The sequence below is a fragment of the Streptomyces violaceoruber genome (assembly GCF_033406955.1).
Classification (GTDB): Bacteria; Actinomycetota; Actinomycetes; order Streptomycetales; family Streptomycetaceae; genus Streptomyces; species Streptomyces violaceoruber.
Genome location: NZ_CP137734.1, coordinates 842,374 through 864,635, shown reverse-complemented (window position 1 = coordinate 864,635; position 22,262 = coordinate 842,374). Strand labels below are relative to the sequence as shown.

14 protein-coding genes are annotated in these 22,262 nt (G+C 70.5%); 7 read left to right on the top strand and 7 right to left on the bottom strand.

Going from position 1 to position 22,262, the window contains the following annotated elements; translation table 11 throughout:
* Nucleotides 1-68 precede the first annotated feature (68 nt).
* The 4 genes from R2E43_RS04090 to R2E43_RS04075 form a co-directional block, all read right to left on the bottom strand.
* The gene (locus R2E43_RS04090) at nucleotides 69-1,082 is read right to left on the bottom strand and encodes a LacI family DNA-binding transcriptional regulator (RefSeq protein ID WP_332055914.1); all 1,014 of its coding nucleotides are present in this window, start codon (nucleotides 1,080-1,082) and stop codon (nucleotides 69-71) included.
* 92 nt (nucleotides 1,083-1,174) lie between these two features.
* On the bottom strand, nucleotides 1,175-5,464 hold the full coding sequence (locus R2E43_RS04085) for a discoidin domain-containing protein (protein ID WP_193487683.1): 4,290 nt from the start codon (nucleotides 5,462-5,464) through the stop codon (nucleotides 1,175-1,177).
* A gap of 258 nt (nucleotides 5,465-5,722) precedes the next feature.
* Nucleotides 5,723-6,733, bottom strand: coding sequence for a LacI family DNA-binding transcriptional regulator (locus tag R2E43_RS04080; protein ID WP_003972128.1), 1,011 nt, complete (start codon nucleotides 6,731-6,733; stop codon nucleotides 5,723-5,725).
* 38 nt (nucleotides 6,734-6,771) lie between these two features.
* A complete protein-coding gene (locus R2E43_RS04075) occupies nucleotides 6,772-7,677 on the bottom strand; it encodes an endonuclease/exonuclease/phosphatase family protein (protein ID WP_003972127.1) in 906 nt (301 codons plus the stop codon).
* 781 nt (nucleotides 7,678-8,458) lie between these two features.
* On the opposite strand from R2E43_RS04075, the gene R2E43_RS04070 reads away from it, so the two are divergent.
* A complete protein-coding gene (locus tag R2E43_RS04070) occupies nucleotides 8,459-9,952 on the top strand; it encodes a competence protein CoiA (RefSeq protein WP_259334428.1) in 1,494 nt (497 codons plus the stop codon).
* A 155-nt stretch (nucleotides 9,953-10,107) separates the two neighbouring features.
* On the opposite strand, the gene R2E43_RS04065 is transcribed toward R2E43_RS04070, so the two are convergent.
* Nucleotides 10,108-13,089, bottom strand: coding sequence for a carbohydrate binding domain-containing protein (locus R2E43_RS04065; RefSeq protein WP_332055913.1), 2,982 nt, complete (start codon nucleotides 13,087-13,089; stop codon nucleotides 10,108-10,110).
* Between the two features lie 380 nt (nucleotides 13,090-13,469).
* Here R2E43_RS04065 and R2E43_RS04060 point away from each other — a divergent pair, with 380 nt between their 5' ends.
* The 5 genes from R2E43_RS04060 (at nucleotide 13,470) to R2E43_RS04040 (ending at nucleotide 19,450) form a co-directional block, all read left to right on the top strand.
* A complete protein-coding gene (locus R2E43_RS04060; protein WP_030865627.1) occupies nucleotides 13,470-15,191 on the top strand; it encodes a carbohydrate-binding module family 20 domain-containing protein in 1,722 nt (573 codons plus the stop codon).
* Nucleotides 15,192-15,372: 181 nt separating this feature from the next.
* Nucleotides 15,373-16,488, top strand: coding sequence for a C40 family peptidase (locus R2E43_RS04055; protein ID WP_136207415.1), 1,116 nt, complete (start codon nucleotides 15,373-15,375; stop codon nucleotides 16,486-16,488).
* A gap of 4 nt (nucleotides 16,489-16,492) precedes the next feature.
* Nucleotides 16,493-17,425: a hypothetical protein gene (locus R2E43_RS04050; protein ID WP_319706158.1), complete on the top strand. Its 933-nt coding sequence runs from the start codon at nucleotides 16,493-16,495 to the stop codon at nucleotides 17,423-17,425.
* A 162-nt stretch (nucleotides 17,426-17,587) separates the two neighbouring features.
* A complete protein-coding gene (locus R2E43_RS04045) occupies nucleotides 17,588-18,841 on the top strand; it encodes a hypothetical protein (RefSeq protein WP_136207453.1) in 1,254 nt (417 codons plus the stop codon).
* 42 nt (nucleotides 18,842-18,883) lie between these two features.
* The gene (locus R2E43_RS04040; RefSeq protein ID WP_003972120.1) at nucleotides 18,884-19,450 is read left to right on the top strand and encodes a GNAT family N-acetyltransferase; all 567 of its coding nucleotides are present in this window, start codon (nucleotides 18,884-18,886) and stop codon (nucleotides 19,448-19,450) included.
* Nucleotides 19,451-19,574: 124 nt separating this feature from the next.
* On the opposite strand, the gene R2E43_RS04035 is transcribed toward R2E43_RS04040, so the two are convergent.
* Nucleotides 19,575-20,492 carry a LysR family transcriptional regulator gene (locus R2E43_RS04035; protein ID WP_003972119.1) on the bottom strand — a complete coding sequence of 306 codons (918 nt, stop codon included), beginning with the start codon at nucleotides 20,490-20,492 and terminating at the stop codon, nucleotides 19,575-19,577.
* 71 nt (nucleotides 20,493-20,563) lie between these two features.
* Between R2E43_RS04035 and R2E43_RS04030 the strand changes: the two genes are divergently transcribed.
* Nucleotides 20,564-21,007 (top strand): tautomerase family protein, encoded by a 444-nt coding sequence (locus R2E43_RS04030; RefSeq protein ID WP_003972118.1) that lies wholly within the window; start codon nucleotides 20,564-20,566, stop codon nucleotides 21,005-21,007.
* Between the two features lie 157 nt (nucleotides 21,008-21,164).
* Here the strand turns inward: R2E43_RS04030 and R2E43_RS04025 are convergent, their stop codons facing one another.
* Nucleotides 21,165-22,214 carry a LacI family DNA-binding transcriptional regulator gene (locus R2E43_RS04025; protein ID WP_063739097.1) on the bottom strand — a complete coding sequence of 350 codons (1,050 nt, stop codon included), beginning with the start codon at nucleotides 22,212-22,214 and terminating at the stop codon, nucleotides 21,165-21,167.
* Between the last annotated feature and the right edge of the window lie 48 nt (nucleotides 22,215-22,262).

Here is a 22,262-nt window from a genome sequence, read left to right as displayed (position 1 = left end):
AAGTGGGCGCAATATCTCGCGCTGATTTCGTAAATGTTTGACAGGGCATGGAAGATGCCCGGTTCCCGCTACCGGGTGGAAACCTGGGCGGTGGAGCCGCGCACGACCAGTTCCGGCTCGAAGAGCAGCTCCCTGTGGGGGACTTCGGTGCCCTGGATTTGTGCGCAGAGGAGGTCGACGGCGGCGCGTCCCATGGCTTCGATGGGTTGGCGGACGGTGGTGAGGGGTGGTTCGGTGCAGGTCATGAAGGCGCTGTCGTCGTAGCCGACGACGGAGACGTCGTGGGGTACGCGGTGTCCGCGGCGGCGGGCGGCGCGGACGGCGCCGAGGGCGAGGGGGTCGCTGGCGCAGATGATGCCGGTGATGCCGCGGTCCAGGAGGCGGGTGGCGGCGGCCTGGCCGCCCTCCAGGGAGAACATGGCCCGTTCCACGTGGGCGTCGGGCAGGGTGCCGTTGGAGGCCTGTGCGGCCTCGCGGGCGGCCGTCAGCTTCCGCCGGGACGGGATGTGGTCGGAGGGGCCGAGGACGAGACCGATCCGCTCGTGGCCCAGTGACGTCAGGTGCCGCCAGGACTGCTCGACGGCGACGGCGTCGGCGCAGGCGATGCAGGGAAAGCCGAGGTCGGGTATGGAGGCGTTGACGAGCACCACGGGGATGTTGCGCTCGGCGAGCAGCCGGTAGTGGTCGTGCGGGGCGTCCGCCTGCGCGAACAGACCGCCGCCGGCGAAGACGACCCCGGAGACCTGTTGTTGGAGCAGCAGCTCGACGTAGTCGGCCTCGGAGACGCCGCCCTTGGTCTGGGTGCACAGCACCGGTGTGAGGCCCTGCTGGGCGAGGGCGCCGCCGATGACCTCGGCGAACGCGGGGAAGATCGGGTTCTGCAGCTCGGGCAGGACCAGGCCGACCAGGCGGGCGCGCTCGCCGCGCAGCTGGGTGGGCCGCTCGTAGCCCAGGACGTCCAGCGCGCTGAGCACGGACTGCCGGGTCGTCTCGGAGACCCCCGGTTTGCCGTTGAGCACCCGGCTGACCGTGGCCTCGCTGACCCCAACCTTCTTCGCCACCTGAGCAAGTCGTCGCGTCACAAACGCAAGACTAGCGCAAGTCTCGCAAGAGACTTGCGCCAGTCAGTGGCCTGTCCGACAACAGTCGTTGCCGATCCCCGTACGGGCCGGTCCTACGGATTGCGGATGATCTTGAACGTCGACGTGGTGTTGCGGATGTCGACGGCGTTGTCGCCGAGTGCCAGTCCGTTGAAGGTGACCTCACCGACCGCCGGTCCCTGCCCGCTCTCGGGCATCTCGTTGGCCCACAGGCCGAAGCCGGACTTGGCGTCGAACTCGTCACCGCTCTTGTGCGCGCCCGTGACGGAGACGTCGGTGAAGACCGTGTCCTTGATCGGGAACTGCGGCTGACCTCCCACGTAGTTCGTCTGGAACATGATGCCGCTGTAGGTCGGGTCGACGATGTCGACGTTGTTGACCCTGATGCCCTGGAACACCTTGGACGCCGAGAACACCCAGATGCCCGGGAAGGTCTGCCCGCCCCAGAAGTGCCCGCCGGCCCGGACGATCGAGACGTTCTCGAAGGTCGTCGGATCGGTGCCGAACCCGTTCATCGGGTAGCCGAAGTCCAGTGAGCTGATGGTGATGCCCGAGTAGACCAGGGTGTCCGCGATGTGGATGTTGCGGAAGGTGTTGTTGTAGCCGCCGTAGACGGCCAGGCCCGCCGCACGCCAGGTCAGCGTGGTCGTGAGGTTCTCGTACAGGTTGTTCTTCATGTCCGCGCCGCCCGCGTCGATCGCCGAGAAGAGCGCGAAGCTGTCGTCGCCGGTCGCCCGGGCGTCGTTGTTGGAGACGAGGTTGTCGGTCGAGCCGTTGGTCATGTTGATGCCGTCGGCGAACATGTTGCGGATCCGGGAGTTCCTGATCGTCATCCGGTCGGTGTTGGCGCCCCAGTACAGGCACACCATGTGCTCGTTCCAGATGTTGTCGATCACGATGTCCGAGGTGTTGGAGAAGTCGAACACCTTGCCCGGCCCGTCGATGCGGCTCGTGTAGTTGCCGAAGTAGGCGAAGTTCGCGAACGTCGAACCCTTCGCGCTCGCCTCGGCACGGAACCCGATGTCGGTGTTGTCCTGCGTCGTGGGCGCGTGGAACTTCGTGAACCAGGGACCGGCGCCGACCACCTTCACCGCCTTGCCGTACACCTGGAACTTGCTCGACGTCTGGTAGTCGCCGGGCGGCAGGTACACACCCACCAGCTTGCCCGAGGTGTCCATGCGGACCTTGTCCAGCGCGTTCTGCACGTCCTGGTGGGTGAACCCGGCCGGCACGGCGTACGCCGCCGGATCGGGGTTCGCCGTCGCCGAGACCTGCTCCAGGTTGACGAAGTCGATCGCGTAGTCGGAGGTGTTCGCCGCGTCCTTCTGCAGCCGGATCGTGCTGCCCGCCGGGACCGTCTCGCCCAGCATGATGTGCGCCTCGTCGTAGATGTGCCGCGGGGCGCCCGCACCGGGGGAGTTGCCCGGCGACGCCTCGGCGCCGTACAGCCAGGCGTACTTCGACGTCAGCGGCAGCGCCTTCTTCATGACGCCGTCGACGTACACGTCGAGCGTGGCGTCGATGCCGCCGCCGCCCGGCGCGTCCGGGATGGAGAAGCGGGTCACCAGGGTGTTCGTGTCCGCCTTGGTGGTGAACTCGACGTACTCGCCGGTCCTGTCGAGGTGGACGGCCTTGCGCCCGGACGCCTCGCCCGCGATGTCACCGATGGTCCGGTTGGGCCCCACCACCGTGGCACCGCCGCCGACCGTCCCGTCCTCCGCCTCGTACATGTCGTACGGCATGTTCGCGCCGCGTCCGACGAACAGCGGCTGCGTGGAGGTGTTGTTCTCCCGCTTGACCGGCAGCTCGTTCGCGTCGTCGGCGACCGTCACCTTCAGCGAGTACGAGCCGTTGGCCGCCTTCCAGGTGCCGAGGCTCACGGCCGGGGCCGTCGAGCCGGCGGCGATGACACCGGAGTGCGTGCCGGTGAGGGTCTTGACGGTGTCGCCCTTGGAGTCGACAAGTGCGAGCGTCACCGGGTGGCCGCCGCCCGCCGAGTCCTGGGTGCCCTGGTTCCTCAGCGCGACCCTGAACGTCACGTCGTCACCGGCGGCCGGACTGGACGGCGAGGTGGTGACGGCGGCGGCGACCAGGTCGGAGCTCTGGACCGGCTTGACGACCAGCGGATCGGGCCGGGTGTAGGTGTTGTTGGTCTCGTTCTGCTCGATGATCTCGTTCGCCTCGTCGGCGACCGCGCTCAGTTCGTACGAACCGGCCTCGCGGGCCCCGAGGGACGCGCTGACCGTGCGCTGCGCACCCGCCTCCAGGGCGGGGACGTCGGCGGTGGCGACCTTGGTGTCACCCAGCCGGACGGCGACCTTGCCGGCCGGAGCGTCGGCGGCACCGCTGTTGCGCACGGTGGCGGACACCGTGATCTCGTCCGACTCGACGGGGGAGCCGGGCGACGTGGTCAGCCCGGTCACCTCGAGATCCGGGTTGGGCGCCGGGGTGCCGATGACCTGGAACTCGGCGACCTGCCCGGCGGTCGCCCCGGTGTTGGAGGTGACCTTCAGCTGGACGTCCGCGGCCCGTTCGCCGACGGGTATCGTCACGCTGTTGCCGCCGCTCGCGGGATCGAAGACGTAGTCCCTGGCGGCCACCAGGGAGGTGAGGCCGGACGCGTCCTGGGCGCGGCCGAGCACCTCGATGTGCTGGGTGCGCCTGGACCAGCCGGCGTCGGGGTTGAGCTTGAGGACGACGCTGTCGACGTCCGCGTTCGCGCCCAGCTTCAGGGTCAGTGTGTTCGGGTAGCCGCCCGCCGCCCCCTCCCAGTAGGTCGAGGTGCTGTTGTCGTTGGCGTTCTCGGCGACGTAGGTGTGGATGTGGGACGAGGCGGTGATCGGCTTGCCGACGGCCAGGTTCGAGCCGTCCATGGTGCCGCCCCGGAACACGGAGTTGCTGTCGCCCGACTCGTTGCCCGCCGCGTCCTTCGCCCGCACGAAGTAGGTCACGTTCGCCGACGCGGGCTGGGTGTCGGTGTAGGTGGTGACGTTCCCCGCGACGCTCTTGCGGAGCTTGTTGTCGGCGTAGACGTCGTACCCGGTGACGCCCCTGTCGTCGGTTGAGGCGGTCCACGTCAGTTTGACCTGACCGGGGACCGGTTCGGTGAGGGCGAGGTTCGAGGGCGCGGTGGGTGCCTGCGTGTCGCCGGTGTCGGCGCGGCGGGTGACCGAGTTGCTGTCGCCCGACTGGTTGCCGGCCGCGTCCTTGGCGCGCACGTGGTAGGTGACCGTCGTGCCGGCCGGCCTGGTGTCCGTGTACGTGGTGACGTCACCCGCGACCGAGGTCAGCAGATCGCCGTTGGCGTAGACGTCGTACCCCGTGACGGCGGTGTCGTCCGAGGACTCGTTCCAGGTGAGCCTGATCTGCCCGGTGGCGGGCTCGGTGAACGCGAGGTTCGCCGGAGTCGTGGGCGCCTGCGTGTCACCCGTCTCCGGGCCGTAGACCTCCAGCTCGGAGATCTGGGCGGCGGGCTGGCCGGTGTTGGCCGTGACCAGGACCCGGACGTAGCGCGCGGTGGCCGCGTCGAAGGTGACCGTGGCCGACTGGCCGCCCGCCGCGTCGAACGTGTAGGCCTTCGCGGCGGTCAGGTCGGTGAAGTCCGATCCGTTGTCACTGGCCTGGATCTTCAGCGTCTGGCTGCGGGTCGGCCAGCCGTCCGGCAGCCGCAGGACGACGCGGTTCACCCGGCGTGCGGAGCCGAGGTCGGCCTGGAGCCACTGCGGCAGGGCGTTGTTGGCGCTCTCCCAGTAGGTGGCCTTGTTGCCGTCGTTGCCGTTGCCGGGGGTGTACGCGCCCGTGGAACTGCTCGCCGTCAGCCGCCGGCCGGCGGCCAGGTTCACGGACGACTCCCCGGCCGCGTGCACCTCCAGCTCGGACAGCTGGGCCGCCTGCCACCCGGTGTTCGCCGTGATGTCCACCCGCACGAACCGGGTCTGGGTGGCGGGGAAGGCGATGGTGACCGTGTTGCCCGACCCCGGGTCGAAGGCGTAGGTGGCGGACGTCTTGAGCGTGCTGAAGCCCGTACCGTCGGCGCTGCCCTGGACGGAGAGCGTCTGATCGCGGCTCTCCCAGCCGGCGGGCAGTCTCAGGACGACCTCGTCGATCCGCTCGGTGGCACCGAGGTCGGTCTGGACCCACTGGGGCAGGCTGCCGCCGCCGCTCTGCCAGTACGTGCCCTGGTTGCCGTCGGTGATGTTGGCGGCGCCGTACTCACCGTGCGAGCTGCTCGCCGCGGTGGCGTCTCCCACGGCGATGTTGGGGCCACCGGCTGCCGTGGCCGACAGCAGCGGTCCTCCCAACGCCAGAAGACTGGTCGCGACCACGGTGCACAGGGCCCGCGATCTCCAGTTCCGGTTTCTCATCTGTCCCCACATCAGGTAGACACTCAATGTTCTCTGACATTTACGCGGAGCGCTCGCAGAGTTGCAGAGAAATGTTGAGTCGTCTACAGGATGGGCAGCGTGAAGTGGCCGTGCGGCAGGGCCCGGTGGTGTCGGTGAGGGCCGGAGAGGCGTTCGAGCATCCTCGGATCAGCGGCTTTCACGCGCTACGTCGGGTAGCCGCAAACCACTGCCATTTCCCGCAAGGAACTTGCGGTCGAGAAGGGGAACGGGGAGCCGTCAGCGGGCGGCCGGCTGGGCCGTGGAGCCCCGGACCACGAGTTCCGGTTCGAAGAGCAGCTCGCCGTGGGGGACTTCGGTGCCCTGGATTTGTGCGCAGAGGAGGTCGACGGCGGCGCGTCCCATGGCTTCGATGGGTTGGCGGACGGTGGTGAGGGGTGGTTCGGTGCAGGTCATGAAGGCGCTGTCGTCGTAGCCGACGACGGAGACGTCGTGGGGTACGCGGTGTCCGCGGCGGCGGGCGGCGCGGACGGCGCCGAGGGCGAGGGGGTCGCTGGCGCAGATGATGCCGGTGATGCCGCGGTCCAGGAGGCGGGTGGCGGCGGCCTGGCCGCCCTCCAGGGAGAACATGGCCCGCTCGACGAACTCCTCGGGCAGCTCCGCGCCGGCGGCCCGGGCCGCCTCGCGGGCGGCGGCCAGCTTCCGGCGCGAGGGGATGTGGTCGGAGGGGCCGAGCACCAGGCCGATGCGCTCGTGGCCCAGCGACGCCAGGTGCCGCCAGGACTGCTCGACGGCGACGGCGTCGTCGCAGGCGATGCACGGGAAGTCGAGGTTCTCGATCGACGCGTTGATGAGCACCACGGGGATGTTGCGCTCGGCGAGCAGCCGGTAGTGGTCGTGCGGGGCGTCCGCCTGCGCGAACAGTCCGCCCGCGAACACCACTCCGGAAACCTGCTGTTGGAGCAGCAGCTCGACGTAGTCGGCCTCGGAGACGCCGCCCTTGGTCTGGGTGCACAGCACCGGGGTCAGCCCCTGCTGGGCGAGCGCGCCGCCGATGACCTCGGCGAACGCGGGGAAGATCGGGTTCTGCAACTCGGGCAGGACCAGGCCGACCAGGCGGGCGCGCTCGCCGCGCAGCTGGGTGGGCCGCTCGTAGCCCAGGACGTCCAGCGCGCTCAGTACGGACTGCCGGGTCGTCTCGGAGACCCCCGGTTTGCCGTTGAGCACCCGGCTGACCGTGGCCTCGCTGACCCCAACCTTCTTCGCCACCTGAGCAAGTCGTCGCGTCACAGACGAAAGGCTAACGCAAACACCGCAAGCGGCTTGCTTCAGTGCCAGGAGACCTGGGCGACGACGGGAAGGTGATCGCTGCCGGTGGCGGGCAGGGTGCGCAGGGCGCCGACGGTCCCGGCGCGGGCCATCACCTGGTCGATCCGGGCCAGCGGCAGACCGGCGGGAAAGCTGAAGGCGAGGCCCCGCCCGGCCACGTTCAGCGAGTCGGTCAGGGGACGCAGCGCCCGGTCGTCGACCGTGCCGTTGAGATCGCCCAGCAGAACCACCCGCCGCAGCTCCTCCGCATCGAGGGCGTCGCCCAGCAGACCGGCGCTCTCGTCCCGCCGGGACGACGCGAGACCGCCCGCCCCCACCCGGACCGACGGCAGGTGCGCGACATAGACGGCGACTTCGCCCCGCGGCGTGTGCGCCACGGTCCGCAGCCCGCGCTCCCACTCCTCCTCGATGCCCCGCGGCTTGATGTCCAGGGGGCGTGAACCGGAGAGCGGGTACTTCGACCAGAGCCCGACGGTGCCCCGGACCGTCCGGTACGGATAGTCGGGGGCGAGGGTCTTCGCGTAGACCTCCAGCGCCGGCGGCACCAGCTCCTCCAGGGCGACCAGGTCGGGCCCGGCACGGACCAGCGCACGCGCCGTGCCCTCGGGGTCGGTGTTCTCGTCGCTGACGTTGTGCTGCACCACCACCAGGTCGTCGGCGCCGGGCTCCGGCGCGGGCAGGAGCAGCCCGCCGAACAGGTACGTCCAGGCGGCCACCGGCAGCAGCAGCGCCACCAGCGCGAGCGCCGAGCGGCGCACCAGCGCCAGGACGAGCAGCACCACGACGACCACGCCGAGCCACGGCAGGAAGGACTCCAGCAGACTGCCCAAGCCGCCCACGCGGTTCGGCACCGAACGGTGGAACGAGAGCAGCAGAGCGGTGCACACCGCCACCCCGGCGAGCACCCGTCCGCGCCCGCGCGTCCAGCTCGCCCGACCCGGCCCATTCGTCCGCCGAGTCCAACCCGGCCGTCTCACCCACCGTCGCGTCGTCTTCACCACCGAAGCCGCACCACGGCCCACCCGCTCCACCATCGTTTCCCGTCCACTCGTCCTTGCCCCACAGGACGATCCACTGCACTGGTCAGGTTCCCTGGAAAGTCGATCATCGGGCCCGCACCCGGGCGCGTTCTCCTTCATGAGCAGTACGACAAGAGCGGGATGACGTGATCGGCCCGCTCTCCCCGGCTTTTCCTCCCACTGTCAGTGTCAGTCCGTACGCTCGGCAGCGCGGAGGGGAAAGACACGCGAGCGCGGGAGACCGGCGTGGCAGCGGCCGAGCGTGTACACCTGCCTCAGCGCGCACACCTTGAACTGCCGGGCCCGGCCCTGCACGAGATCGGCGAACAACGTTTCCTTGGGCCTGCATACGGCCCCCTCCGGTCCTCGATCGTCCGCCGCCGATTTCGTGCACCGAGTCGACACGTGTGCCGTGCATTGACGTCGAACGCGGTGGGGCCGCGTTGGGGTTCTGTCGGCGATGACATGGATACCACTGGCCCCGGAGCGGGCTCTGCCGGGGGATGGCCGTGACTGGGCGTCCTCCGAACAGCAGCTGGAACGGGGGGCAGCTTGTGAAGTGAATGTGCGGATTACATACTGATGTCGAAATGATCAGTGCGACGCTGCCCCCGACGGGTGCGGACAGTTTCCGGGGGAAGCAGTGAGTGGGCCGGACAGCAGACTCGTGCAGACCGCGGTGATCGGGAGCCCGAACTCGGGACGCGCCATAATTCTGCCGACCGATGCTGACGAACTGCTGCGGTGGCGCCGCGGTCACCGTGCCTCCACATACTGGTGCGGGACGCAGCTCGGCGGCTGTGGCAACGAGCTTTCCGACCGCCTGTACCGGGACAAGGTCTGCCACTTCGCGCACCGGCCCCACACCTCCTGCCACCGCACGGCCACGGGAGCCAGCAGTGCCGACCACCTCTTCATCAAGGACGACCTCGTCGCCTGGACCGGCAGACTCGGGATCAGAGGACGTGCCACCTCACGCGATCTCGGGTCCGGACCCGGCGACGCTGTCGACTTCCGTGCCGGGAAGGGCGGACAGCAGCACGTACGCTTCCAGTTCAGCAAGCTCTCCCACGCCGAGTGGACCAGCACACGTGATCGGCTGACGGGTGAGGCGACCACCCTCGACTGGGTCTTCGGGCCGAGCACCGTGCAACCGGAAACCGTGGAAGCACTGTGCGACGAGTACGGATATCTGTTTCGATTCCGCTTCGAGACACACGGCGCGGCGCGGCACATCCGCCTCCGGGCGGAGGACCCCCGCAACAGCACCGAATGGGTGCCACTCCGGGCCTGCGCCATGACTCCCGAGGGGCTGCGCGTGCCAGGAGCCGAGCTGCGACGCCGTACATCAGGCTCGCGACCTCTCGATGTGGCAGGTGTCGCGGCGGCGCCGAGGTCGCGCGACGACCAGGTCCGGGCGCTGAGGGGGGCGCTGATCAGCGCCGCACGCTTCCGCGCCCGGCCCACCTGGGAGGTGCTGTGCCGCACGGCTGGTGGTGACTTGCTGAAGGTTTCCTCGCAGGACCGGGTCGGCCTGCTCCTCGCCGTTGAACAAGCGGGTGAAGAGGGCGCACCGCTACTGTCGGCCCTTCTGAGAACCGGCGCGGGCGAACCGCCGCCCTATATCCGGGAAGTCGTCGCCGCTGCCGGAGGCGGGGCACCGGCCACGGCACAGGTGTTGAAGCGCTGGTGTCAGCGGGAGACCGACCGGGCTTTCGCCGTGTACGGAATGCCGTCCCGCACCGCTCCGGCGCGTCTGGCGCTCACCACCGACGGACGGATCGCCGCACAGACGGCCGAGCCGGCGACCCGGCGAACCATCGTCCATGTCGAGGCCCGCGCCTCGGCTCTGGAGGTCACACCGCTCTCTGAGGCTCTGCGCGGTGCACGGACGAGGCAGGACGGAAGGCTCGTGGTGGGTCTTCTCGAACAAGCGGAGGACTCGATAGTCACCCTGCCGAAACCCGAACGCACCAAGTTGCTGCGGGAGATGAGGACGGCACGCGACTGGCTGAACAGCGGGGTGACGAAGCGCAGGCGGAAGCGCCAGGCGCCGGCGAATCGGGCGGGGAAGGCGCGGGCGAAGAAGAAGGGCGGCACACTGAGGGACGCCCGTCCGCTGCCGGGCCTTGAGGAGAAGCCCAAGAAGAGGAAGTCGTAGTAGGAAGCCACGCGCTGCTGGGCAGCCGGCAGGAGACTGCGGCGCACCCACCGAGCCCGTCACCGGAACGCGGCGACGTCCTGAGCAACCGTGCAGCGCGACGTGCGGGGCCGACGGCGAACGCTGCCGGCCCCACGTCGGAGGCTTCCGGCGGCCTACTTCAGATACGGACCGTCCGCTCCGATCTTCCCCGGACCGTTCAGGACATACACCCGCAGGTTGCCCTTGCCGGGTGCGGCGACGGTGAGGCGGCCGTCGGTGACGGTGCGGGTGTCGCCGGTGACCGCGTCCCGGTAGGTGCCGTTGGGGATGCCGTCGTAGGCGGCGCCGCCCGAGACGGTGACGAGGGCGAAGCTGTCCGTGCCGCCGTCGGTGTAGCGCCGTTTGAAGGCCATGTCCCCGGTGACGCCGTCCGTGGAGTACTGGCCCATCTGGAGGGCGGGGACGGCCCGGCGGATCTGGTTGAGCCGCTGTACGTGCTTGACCAGGGGCTGTGCCAGTGTCGTGGCGACGGCGCCGGTGGCCGAGTCGACCCGGGAGAAGTCGGAGGCCGTCACGTCGCCGGCGAGGTGGTCGCCGTAGTAGGCGCGACCGGTCGTGGCGAGGGGGCAGGTGGGGCCGCAGTCGATCTTCCTGCCCTTCTGGAACTCGATCTCCGAGCCGTAGTAGAGGGTCGGGATGCCGCGGAAGGTCCACATCAGCGACATGTTCTCGGCCCAGGCGTCGGTGCCGCCGGAAAAGCGCTCGCTGCTCTTGTTCGGGCCGTAGTCGTGGCTGTCGACGTAGACGACGTTGTACGTGGCGTCGTTGTAGCTGTCGTCGGAGTCCTTGCCGTTGTGGAAGGCGTTGCTCGCGTCACCGAAGTTCATGTGCATGCGCATGTCGATGACGTTCATGCCGGAGAAGCGGCTGTGGTCCGGGACGTGGTAGCTGTTGCCCTCCAGGAAGGCGTTGGCCGACGTGGGCTGGTTGCCCGTGCCCTGCTGCTGCTCGTACTCGTACATCTCCAGGGCCGCCTTCGCGTCGTCGGCGCTGTACTCCTTGCGCTCCTTCCACGTGTAGAACTGCGCCGAGTGGTTGACCGAGCCGCGGTTCCACTTGTCGTTGACGAAGGCCGCCACCTCGCCGAAGACGAAGAAGTTCTTCGCGGCCTCGGCGCCGTGCTGCTGGGCGACGCGCTCCTGGATCGCCGGCAGGAAGCGTCGGTTCCAGGTGGTGCGCGGAATGTGCACGGCCGTGTCGACGCGGAAGCCGTCGACGCCCATGTCGATGTACTTGTCGTAGGCGCCGATGAGGTAGTTCTGCACCTGGGGGTTCTCGGTGTTGAAGTCGGCGAGGTCCTCGTGCAGCCAGCAGGAACGGGAGTCCTCGCCCTCCCAGTTGCCGATCCAGCAGTTGTGGTAGAGCGCCTTGGGGAACATGCCGGACGTCGGGCTGGGCCACTGGCAGTCGTAGAGGGTGTAGCCCTCGGGGCTCTTGGCGCCGGTGGGTCTGCCCCAGTTCACGCAGGTGTTGCCGGTCGGCTCGGCGGTGGACCACAGGTCGCCGTTGTAGTACGACTTGCCGCTCTTGGGCTCGACGGTCAGGCCGTCGTACTCGAAGCCGGGCTGCTTCTCGTCGTAGTACCAGCTCCACTGGGAGTCGCGCACCCCGTAGACGGTCGGGGTGAACAGGCCCCTGGCGCCCCACCGGGAGGAGTGGTTGTAGACGACGTCCTGGTAGATCTTCATGCCCTTGGCGTGGGCGGCGTCGATGAGGTCCTGGTAGGAGGCGCCGGCGGACTCCAGGCGCGGGTCGACCTTGTAGAAGTCGTAGCCGTGGTAGCCGTGGTAGTCGTAGTCCGAGCGGTTGAGGACCACGGGGGTGATCCACACGGCGGAGAAGCCGAGGCCCTTGATGTAGTCGAGCTTGTTCACCAGGCCCTTGAAGTCGCCCCGGAACATGGGGTCGTCGTTCGCCGCGTTGCCGGACTTCTCGTGCTGGCTGCCGCCCCGGTTGTTGGTGGCGTCGCCGTCGTTGAAGCGGGCGGTGAGGACGAAGTAGATCGGGTCCTTGCGGGGATCGGTGGCCAGGGGCCTGCCCGCCGCGGGCGCCGGCGGTCTCCTGCCGGTGGTGGCGATCGCGGCGGCCGAGGCCGCGGAGACGTTGCCCGCGGCGTCGGTCGCCCTGACGGTGTAGGTGTAGGTGGTCCTCTCCTCCAGGCCGGTGTCGGAGAAGACGGTGGAGCCGACGTCGCTCACGACTTCCCCGCCGGTGCCGCCGCTGCGGGTCACCTGGTACTTGGCGACGCCCGTGTCGTCGGTGGACGGCTCCCAGGTCAGCACGACGGACACGCCGTCGGCCCGCGCGCTCACCCCGGCGGGGACGGTCGGCGCCGCCGTGTCGGGCACCTCCTCGGCGCACGGGTCGTCGGCGTCGGCGGTGACCGTGTTGTCGGCGACGGTCGTGACGCCGGCCGGCAGGGTGTAGTCGGCGCCCTTGTTGTTGTCCCACACCCCGTTGCCGTTGTTGAAGGCGGCCGTCAACGAGGTGGCCGCGCCCAGGTCGACGTCCTTCTTCCACCAGCCCGCGCAGGCGGCCCGCATGCCGACGCCGGGGACGGCGGTCCAGGAGCCGCCGGCGGGCCGGTAGTGGATGTTGGCGGTGGTCCAGCCGAGGGTACGGGTGGAGTAGTAGACGGTGGCCCGGTTGCCGTCCCCCGGCGTCGGGCCGGGATCCTGCCCCCCGGCGCAGGGGTCGGAGTGCGCGACCACGCCGTCCTTGACCGTGAGGGCTCCGGTGCCGAGGGCGTAGTTCTCGCCCCCGTTGTTGTCCCAGGTGCCCGAGCCGTTGTTGAAGGTGGCCCGCAGCCCCTCGGCGCTGCCCAGGGGGACCGTCCTCTTCACCCAGTCCGTGCACGCGGCCTCCATCGCCACGCCGGGGACCTCGGTCCAGGAGCCGCCGTCGGATGCGTAGTGCAGGTTGTACCGGTCCCAGTTCTTCGTCTTCGTGTAGTAGAAGACGGTCGCCGTGTTCCCGGGCTCGGCTGCCGCCGCGGCGGGGTCCGCGGCGGGGGAGGCGGCGGGTGGGGCGGGCACCGCTGACAGGACGGCGGCGACGGCGACGGCGACAGTCAACGGCCGGCCGAGCCATCGCATACGGATGCGTTCGATGCGCCTCGTACGTCTTGTACGTCCCGTGTGTCTCATGTGTCTTGTGTGTCTCATGCGTTGTCTCCGGGGAGGGGGCGAAGCAGCGGGCGGACGATCGAACGCGAGGGGTTTGAAAGGGTGAACGGAAAGTTGCAGAAATCTCTTACGGCAGCCGGAAGGTACCCGTACGCGGCGGGGTCGTAAAGAGGTCGCGCTTCAACTTTCCGGTGTGCGGGAGGGGTTGACCGTGGTTGAAGGCCGCCCTTACGGTCACGACCGCAACCGCTTGCAGAATTCTTGCTGCAACGCACTGCAAGTACCTGCCGGCTCCCCAGAACCCGTCGGCACCGCACCCGGGACACCCGCACCCTCACACGGGAGACTCCATGCACGGGAACACCAGCCCAGCGCGAAGAATCACCGCCACCGCGCTCGCCCTCACCGCCGGCGTGGCCGGCAGCCTCCTCGCCACCGCGGCACCGGCCCAGGCGTCCCCACCCGGAGACAAGGACGTCACCGCGGTGATGTTCGAGTGGAAGTTCACCTCCGTCGCCCAGGCCTGCACCGACACCCTCGGCCCGGCCGGCTACGGCTACGTCCAGGTCTCACCGCCCCAGGAGCACATCCAGGGCGGACAGTGGTGGACCTCGTACCAGCCGGTGAGCTACCGGATCGCGGGCCGCCTCGGTGACCGCGCCCAGTTCAAGAGCATGGTCGACACCTGCCACGCCGCCGGGGTGAAGGTCGTGGCCGACTCGGTCGTCAACCACATGTCGGCCGGCAACGGCACGGGCACCGGCGGCTCGTCCTACACCAAGTACGACTATCCCGGCCTCTACTCGTCGAACGACCTCGACAACTGCACCTCGCAGATCAACAACTACGGCGACCGCTTCAACGTCCAGGAGTGCGAACTGGTCGGCCTCGCGGACCTGGACACCGGCGAGGACTACGTACGGGGGAAGATCGCCGGCTACCTCAACGACCTGCTCTCCCTCGGCGTCGACGGCTTCCGCATCGACGCGGCCAAGCACATGGCCGCCGCCGACCTGGCCGCCATCAAGTCCAGGCTCAGCAACCCGAACGTCTACTGGAAGCACGAGGCGATCTACGGCGCGGGCGAGGCCGTGTCCCCGACCGAGTACGTCGGCAGCGGCGACGTACAGGAGTTCCGCTACGCACGCGACCTCAAGCGCGTCTTCAACGGCGAGAACCTCGCGTACCTGAAGAACTTCGGCGAGGCCTGGGGCCACCTGCCCTCGGACGAGGCCGCCGTCTTCGTCACCAACCACGACACCGAGCGCAACGGCGAGACCCTCACCTACAAGGACGGCGCCACCTACACCCTGGCGCACGTCTTCATGCTGGCCTGGCCGTACGGCAGCCCCGACGTCCACTCCGGCTACGAGTTCACCGACCACGACGCCGGCCCGCCGAACGGCGGTCAGGTGAACGCCTGCTACAGCGACGGATGGAAGTGCCAGCACGCCTGGCGCGAGATCTCCTCCATGGTCGCTTTCCGCAACACCGCACGCGGCCAGGGGGTGACCGACTGGTGGGACAACGGCGGCGACCAGATCGCCTTCGGCCGCGGCTCCAAGGCGTACGTCGCCATCAACCACGAGGGCACCTCGCTGACCCGTACGTTCCAGACGTCGCTGCCCGCGGGGGACTACTGCGACGTCCAGACGGGCAAGGGTGTCACGGTCGACGGGGCAGGCCGGTTCACCGCCACCCTGGGCGCCGGCACGGCCGTGGCCCTGCACGTCGGCGCCCGCACCTGTGACGGCGGCGATCCCGGCGACCCCGACCCGGTGTCCTCCGGCGTGTCCTTCGCGGTCGACGCCACCACCAGCTGGGGCCAGAACATCTACGTGACCGGCAACCGGCCGGAACTGGGCAACTGGAACCCGGGCGGCGCCCTTCAACTCGACCCGGCCGCCTACCCGGTGTGGAAGCGGGACGTCGAACTCCCCGAGGGCACGACCTTCGAGTACAAGTACCTCCGCAAGGACGACGCGGGCAACGTGACCTGGGAGAGCGGTGCCAACCGCACCGCGACGGTGAACACCACGAAGACCACTCTCAACGACACCTGGCGCAACTGAGTACCGCACGGTGAACAGTTGCGTGTGAGCAAGCCGACACACGTGGGGAGACCGGGGTGGGCCGTTCGGGGGAAGGTAGTGTGTTCAAGGCCCGAACGGCCCACCGCGCGACCCGCGGTGGCGACCGCGGCGGCAGCCGTCCGTCCGGTCCGCCCGCACGCGACCTCTGAGAGTGGAGTTCATGAACGTGTCGACCGGCGGCAGACGGATATGGAGCCGGGGGGCCACAGCGGCCCTCGCCTGCGCGATCATCCTGTTGCCCGGCCCCGGTTACGCGGCCCCGGGCGACCCCGATCCGCACACCGACAAGTCGATCGAGGACATCCGCGACGAACTGGACGGCCTCTACCGCGAGGCGGAGGTGGCCACCGAGGCCTACAACGCCGCGAACGAGAAGGCGGCCAAGCAGGAGAAGCGGCTGACGACCCTCCGCAAGGACCTCACCCGTACCGAGAAGCGGGTGGAGGACCTGCGCGACCTCGCCGGCGCGGCCGCCCGGACCCAGTACCGCGGGGGCGACCTCGCCGCCACCGGCATCCAGCTGCTGCTCGGGGACCACCCGGAACAGGCCCTCGACGAGGCGTCCCAGGCCCGCCAGGCCATGCGCGGCCTGGTCAACGTCTCCGAAACCCAGAAGACCGCGCGCGAGGCCCTGAGCGAGCAGACCGAGGCCGCCTCGAAGGAGCTGCGGGAGCTGAAGAGCAGCCGAGCGGACAAGGCCGCGGCGAAGCAGAAGATCGAGAAGAAGATCGCCTCCGCCGAGCGGATCGAGGCCGGACTCGAGGAGGAACAGACCCGCAGGCTGGCCGCGTTGGAGAGGCAGCGCTCCCGGGAGGCCGAGGCCAGGTGGACGGAGTCCGGCGGCTCCTCCGCCGGCTCGGCCGGCGGCTCGGCCGGCAAGGGCAAGGGCAAGGGGCGCGCGCCGGGCGGCGGGACGCAGGTGAGCGGAGCGGCCGGGAAGGCCGTGGGCTTCGCGATGGCGCAGATCGGCAAACCGTACGTGTGGGGCGCGGTGGGCCCGTCCTCGTACGACTGCTCCGGACTCACCTCCGCGGCCTGGGCGGCGGCCGGCCACCCCATTCCCCGGACCTCCCAGGCACAGTGGGGCGGCCTGACCCGCGTCAGCCTGTCCTCGGCCCGTCCCGGAGACCTGATCATCTACTACAACGACGCCACCCACGTGGGCATGTACATCGGCGGCGGACAGATCGTCCACGCACCGCGGCCCGGCCGCGACATCACCACCGCGCCGGCCGCCTCCATGCCCGTCCTCGGCGTCGTACGACCCGGAGCCTGACCGGATGACCCACTCGCTGACCCCCCGTGACGAGGGGAACCTGCCCGCGCCGGCCGCCCCGCCGCTGATCCGCCTCGACGCCTACGTGGCCGAGGACGGGTCGACGGTGGTCAACGGCCACCTGCTGGAGATGGGCGGCATGCGACCGCCCAACGAGGCGGTCCTCGACGCCGTCGCCATGTTCGCCCGCACCCTGGGCGCCCCGGTCGCGGCCACGGTCATCGACCGCACCGTGCAACAGGTGGCGCGCCTGCGGGTCCACCCCGACGGCTCCAGCCGGACCATCGCAGACGAGGACGACCTGCCGCCCGGGCGGGAGCGCACCGCCGCCGAGGAGGAGGCGTTCCCGCCGCTCGCCCGCGTCGAACGCATCATCCAGCACGCGCAGCGCGAGGAGCTGCACGCCGCGTTCGTCCTCGCCAGCGCACTGCGGGAACACCTGACCCTGCGCCGCGGCGCCGAGGACGAACTCGCCCTGGAAGCACGGGCGATCGAGGCCTACCTCGCCTACCTGCGCGGCGATCACATGCTCTCCACCGTCCTCGCGCTGACCGTCGCCCGCATCCGCTGCCGCACCGACCTGAACCGGGCCGCCCCCGACGTGGCCCGGGCCACCGCGGCATGGCAACGGCTGTGGGACGAGGGCCAGGTGGCCACCCGGGGGCAGGAACTGCTGCACATGTGGGAGCGGCTGTCCGCGGCCGGCCTGCTCCAGGAAGCGTCCCACCACGCCATGGCCCAGGCCGTGCGGACCCGGCTGGAACAAGGTGGCCGTTCCGTACCGCCGCAGTCCGGGCCCGCGGCGGCGGCCCTGCCCGCGGGCAGCGGCCCGGACCCCACCGCCGTCGCTCCCGAGGACAAGCCCCTCAAGCCCGCCCGGCGCGGTCTGCGCCGCTTCACCCGACGGGCCGGCCGGGCGCCCGGACAGTCCTCCTGAGGACAGGGCCGCCCGCCTGGAGGCGAAACCATGTCCATCATGACAGCTCGGAGACGCATTTCGTAGGACGGACGGCACAACCCGCCCGCCTTCCACGGCACTTGGGCGGGGCCGACAATCGTCGTCATGCCCAAGCCCACAGAGGTCGATCAGGACAGCGTCGTGCGCGCGCGGAACATCCTCCTCGCGTCCGGACGACGCACGCCACGCGAGGAGGTCGACGCCTGCCGGGTGCTCGCGCGCGTCAGCCCCGCGGCGTATCTGCCGCGGCTGGCCCGCGCGCTGCGGCATCTCAGCTACGACCGCGTGTACCGGGACCGCCCCGAGGACCGACTCGCCCTGTGCGAGGAGGCGGTGGCCGCCGCACGCGCCCTCGATCCGGCCCACCCCAAGTACGCCGAGGTCGTGTACGACGCCTTCGACGGCTGTCAGCGCGCGCTGTACACCCTCGGCCGCCGGGACGAAGGCCTCGCCGTGCGGGCCGAGATGCTCGCGGTCGGGCGGACGCGGGCCGAGTCGTCCGGCGACGGGGAGGTGTGGGGACTGTCCCCGTGGGCCATCGGACTCCTGGAGGAGGGCCGTTACGCCGAGGCCGCGGACGTGCTGTCGGAGTCCGTGGCCCGCGGACGCCGGCGCGGCCCGCGGGAGGGCGAACTCGCCTGGACGTTCTTGCAGTGGACCGCCGCCCTCGACGGCGCGGGCCGGACCGACGAGGCGCTGACCGCCATGGCGGAACTGGCCACCATGGAGGCGGCCGAGGCCGAGAACGGCGGAGGGCCGCGGGCCTGCCGGCTCTACGTGCTGATCCGGTACGCGCAGATGCTCGACGACGCCCTCCGGCACGCCGACGCGACGGCGGTCCGTCAACAGGCGCTCGCCCTGTTCGAGGAACTGGCCGTCCACGGTCAGGAGGAGGCGAGAAGGTGGAGCGGATACCAGGCCTCGTTCTGGGCCGTCCTGTTCTTCATGTCCGTCGCCGGCAGCGAGCGACCGGCGGCCGGACAACTCCGCCCGCCCGTCGGCACCGGCGTCCACCACTGGTCGCCCGGCGTCAGGGAGCGGTACTTCGGGACCCGTGAGACTCTCCGGGCCGACGTGGACCGAATCGAGCACCGCGCGGCGGACGGCCCGGACGGCCCGGACGGCCCGGACGGCCCGGACCGTCTGGCGGAACAGATCCGGCTGCACCGGATGCTCACCGTGCGCTGGGCCCTCTCCTGGGAGTGCCGCACGGCGCGCGTGCGCGAACTGTTCGACGAGGGTGTGGCCCTGGCCCGGCGCCTGCGCCGACAGGACGCCGTGGCCGGGGACAGAGCCCTGGCCGTGGCCCTGACGAGCAGAGCCACCTTTCAGGTTGCTGCCAAGGAGTTCACCGCGGCCCTCGACGACTTCCGGCAGATTCCGGAACTCCACTGAGGGCCTCTTCAAGCAGCCGGTCGGGTGGGCCAGGATGCAGTCATGACAAAGGGATCACTTTCCGGGCTTCCACGAGAGAACATCGAACTGCCGGACGGCTCGGTACTGCGACGGCGCTCCCTGGTCTCCGACGACGCGTTCATCGACGCGGTCGCCGCCGACGTCGGGCATCTCGGTGAGTGGCTTCGCTGGGCCCGGCATCCGCCCACCCGCGAGGAGACCGAGAGGTTCCGTGCCGAGCAGGACGCGGACTGGGACGCCGGGCGGTCCTTCGTCTACGTGCTGACCCCGCCGGACCGTCACGACCAGGTGCTCGGCGGGGGCGCGATGTTCCCGAACGGCGAGGTGGGCGTCCTGGAGATCGGCTACTGGGTCTGCTCCCCGGCCACCGGCCGCGGACTCGCCACCCGGGCCGCGGCCGCGCTGACCGAGGAGGGCCTGGGGCTCCCCGGCGTCAAGGCCATGGAGATCCACTGCGACCGGGCCAATGCCCGAAGCGCCGCGATACCGCCCCGGATCGGGTACCGGTTGCTCCGCATCGAAGCGGACGAGCCGCAGACCGCCGCGGAGGCCGGACGGAGCATGGTCTGGCGCCACGACGGCGCCTGACCCCGGCGTCGGGGTCCTCGGCCAGATAGGCGGCGACCCGGTACACGGGCCGATGCGGCCTTCGCCCCGGGACTGGCCGAGATCACGGCCCTGCCGGCAGGCATGAGGCCCGGTCGGCCCTGTGTCAGTCGGCCAGGTCGGCGGCGCGCCGTCGCAGGGCGTTGACCAGTGCCGCGGCCGGAGCCGTGAGCCGGCCGGGCAGCGACACCAGGTCGATGCGCCGTACTTCCTCCGCGACGCCCGTGACGTCGACGAAGCGGACGCCGCGCGGGATCACGGGCAGCAGCGCCGGGGAGGCCGTGGTAACGCCCGCTCCGGCCGCGACCAGGTGGAGTTTGGTCAGCCAGTCGCGGGCGGTGTGCGCGACGCGGGGCCGGCCGGGCAGCCCCGGCCAGACGCCGAGCAGCGGCTCGTCCGTGCTGCCGGGACCCGCGATCCAGGGCTGCGCGGCGATGTCCTCGACGTCCGCGGTGCCGTGTTCGGCGAAGCGGCTGCCGGCCGCAACGGCCAGGGCCAGACGCGTTTCCAGCAGGGGTTCGACGTGCAGGGGAGGGTCGTCCGTGTCGGGCGAGCGGTGCGGGGGCCGGGAGGTCAGGAGCGCCAGGTCGAGGGTGCCGCTGCGCAGCGCGCGCACCAGCGCGGGAGTGCTCCCCTCCCGCGTCGTCACCCGCGGGCGGGAGCCTTCCCGGCGCAGTGCCGACAGGGCGTCGGCCACGAGCACCGCGCCGGCGGCGGGAAAGTACCCCAGCCGTACCCGGCCGGTGGCGTCCCGCACTCCGCGCAGTTCCCGGTCGGCCGCCTCCAGGGCGTCCAGCGCGGCGACGGCGTGGCGCAGCAGGGCGCGGCCCGCGCCGGTCGGCCGTACACCGCCGGGGAAGCGGTCGAACAGGCGGGCCCCCGTCGCCTGTTCCAGCGCGGCCATCTGACGGGAGACCGCCGACTGCGTGTAGCCGAGGCTGTGCGCGGCCGCGGTGAAGGTGCCGCGCTCGGCCACCTCACGCAGCACCCGCAGCCCGGCCAGCGTCACATCTCCCATGCCCATGAGCACACAGCATATCCGGCATGCCAAACATTCGCTGTCGGAATGCCCCCCGGACTCCTAGCGTCGGCGTCATGCCTCTGATCACCGTTTCCCTGCGGCAGGGAACCACGCCCCAGTACCGTCGCCTCGTCTCCGAGGCCCTGCACAAGTCCATGGTCGACGTGCTGAAGATTCCGCAGGACGACCAGTTCCACGTCTTCCACGAGGTCACGGACGACAACTTCGTCATGCAGCCGGTCGTGTTCGGCCTGCGGCGCACCTCGCGCACCCTGTTCATCCAGTTGTCGTTCAACCGGCGCGGCGTGGAGCAGAAGGCACGACTGTTCCGGGCGATCGTCGCCAACCTCAGGCTGTACGCGGACGTCCCCGAGGAGGACGTCATGCTGGTGGCCTTCGAGACGGCCAGGGAGAACTGGTGGGCCGCCGGCCGCGTCGTCGACCCCGCCACCGGCTACGACGAGCGCATGACCGACGTGCCCGCCCTGCCCGATGTGTCCGAGGAGCCCGGCCGGTAGGAGCCGTCCCGGCCCCTCGCCAGGCGTCCGCGCGGCTCCTCGTCATGGGTCCGTGCGGCTCCTCGCCAGGCGTCCGCGCGGCTCCTCGTCATGGGTCCGTGCGGCTCCTCGCCAGGCGTCCGTGCGGCTCCTCGTCACGGGTCCGCGCGGACCCTCGTCAGGCGTCCGCGCCGCCGGGCGCCGCCGCGGACCCGCCCGGCGGCGCCGTGCTCTGCCGTACGACGAGATGGGTCGCCAGCTCGATGCGCCGGCCGGCCCGGCCGGGCTCGTCCGGCCGGAAGAGCATGCGGGTGGCCTCCTCGGCCATGTGCCGCAGCGGCTGGTGGACGGTGGTCAGCGGCGGGCTCGACCACTGGGCCAGTGGCACGTCGTCGTAGCCGACGACCGAGAGGTCCTGAGGGACCCTCAGGCCCCTGACGCGGGCCGCCTCCAGTACCCCGAGCGCCTGGAGGTCGCTGCCCGCGAAGACCGCCGTCGGCCGGCCGGGACCCGCGAGCAGGTCCATGCCGTGCTCGAAGCCGCTCTCCACGCTGTAGTCGCCGTACCGCACCAGGGCAGGGTCGATCGGCAGGCCCGCCATCGTCATCGCCGAGCGGTAGCCGTCGAGCCGGGCCAGTGAGCACAGCATGTCCTCGAACCCCGTGATGATCGCGACGCGTTCGTGTCCGTGGTCGGTGAGGTGGCGGGTGGCCGCCAGGCCCCCGGCCCAGTTGGCCGAGCCGACCGACGGGACGTCGGGGTCCGGGTCACCGGCCGGGTCGACGATGACGAAGGGGATGTTCCAGGACCGCAGCCGCTGCTTGACCTCCGCGGGCAGCGAGGAGAACACCAGCACGACGCCCAGCGGCCTGCGTCGGAGCACGCCTTCGATCCAGTCCGGCGCGGGTGCGTGCCGGGTGCCGCTGCGGGTGAGTACGACCTCGGTCCGGTTGGCCTTGGCGACGTCCTCCACGCCCCGGACCAGCTCCATCGCCCAGACGCTGTCCAGCTCGTGGAAGACGAGTTCGACCAGCGGCGAGCGCGGCGGGCTCGCGTTGCGGCGACGGTAGCCGTGCACCTCGAGAAGCCGCTCCACCCTGGCCCTGGTGGTGCTGGAGACATCCGAACGACCGTTGAGGACCTTCGAAACTGTCGGGGCAGAGACCCCCGCCTCTTTCGCCACCTCGGCCAGGGTCACCCGGGCGCCCACCTCAACTTCATCGTGCATGCAGGAAGGATAGGCCATGCGATCGATAACGTTTTGAGTCGGCAGCCG

Coding starts and splice junctions, on each gene's coding strand:
- R2E43_RS04085 (WP_193487683.1), bottom strand. CDS start 5,464: ATGAGAAACCGGAACTGGAGATCGCGGGCCCTGTGCACCGTGGTCGCG.
- R2E43_RS04065 (WP_332055913.1), bottom strand. CDS start 13,089: ATGCGATGGCTCGGCCGGCCGTTGACTGTCGCCGTCGCCGTCGCCGCC.
- R2E43_RS04060 (WP_030865627.1), top strand. CDS start 13,470: ATGCACGGGAACACCAGCCCAGCGCGAAGAATCACCGCCACCGCGCTC.
- R2E43_RS04055 (WP_136207415.1), top strand. CDS start 15,373: ATGAACGTGTCGACCGGCGGCAGACGGATATGGAGCCGGGGGGCCACA.
- R2E43_RS04050 (WP_319706158.1), top strand. CDS start 16,493: ATGACCCACTCGCTGACCCCCCGTGACGAGGGGAACCTGCCCGCGCCG.
- R2E43_RS04040 (WP_003972120.1), top strand. CDS start 18,884: ATGACAAAGGGATCACTTTCCGGGCTTCCACGAGAGAACATCGAACTG.
- R2E43_RS04035 (WP_003972119.1), bottom strand. CDS start 20,492: ATGGGCATGGGAGATGTGACGCTGGCCGGGCTGCGGGTGCTGCGTGAG.
- R2E43_RS04030 (WP_003972118.1), top strand. CDS start 20,564: ATGCCTCTGATCACCGTTTCCCTGCGGCAGGGAACCACGCCCCAGTAC.
- R2E43_RS04025 (WP_063739097.1), bottom strand. CDS start 22,214: ATGCACGATGAAGTTGAGGTGGGCGCCCGGGTGACCCTGGCCGAGGTG.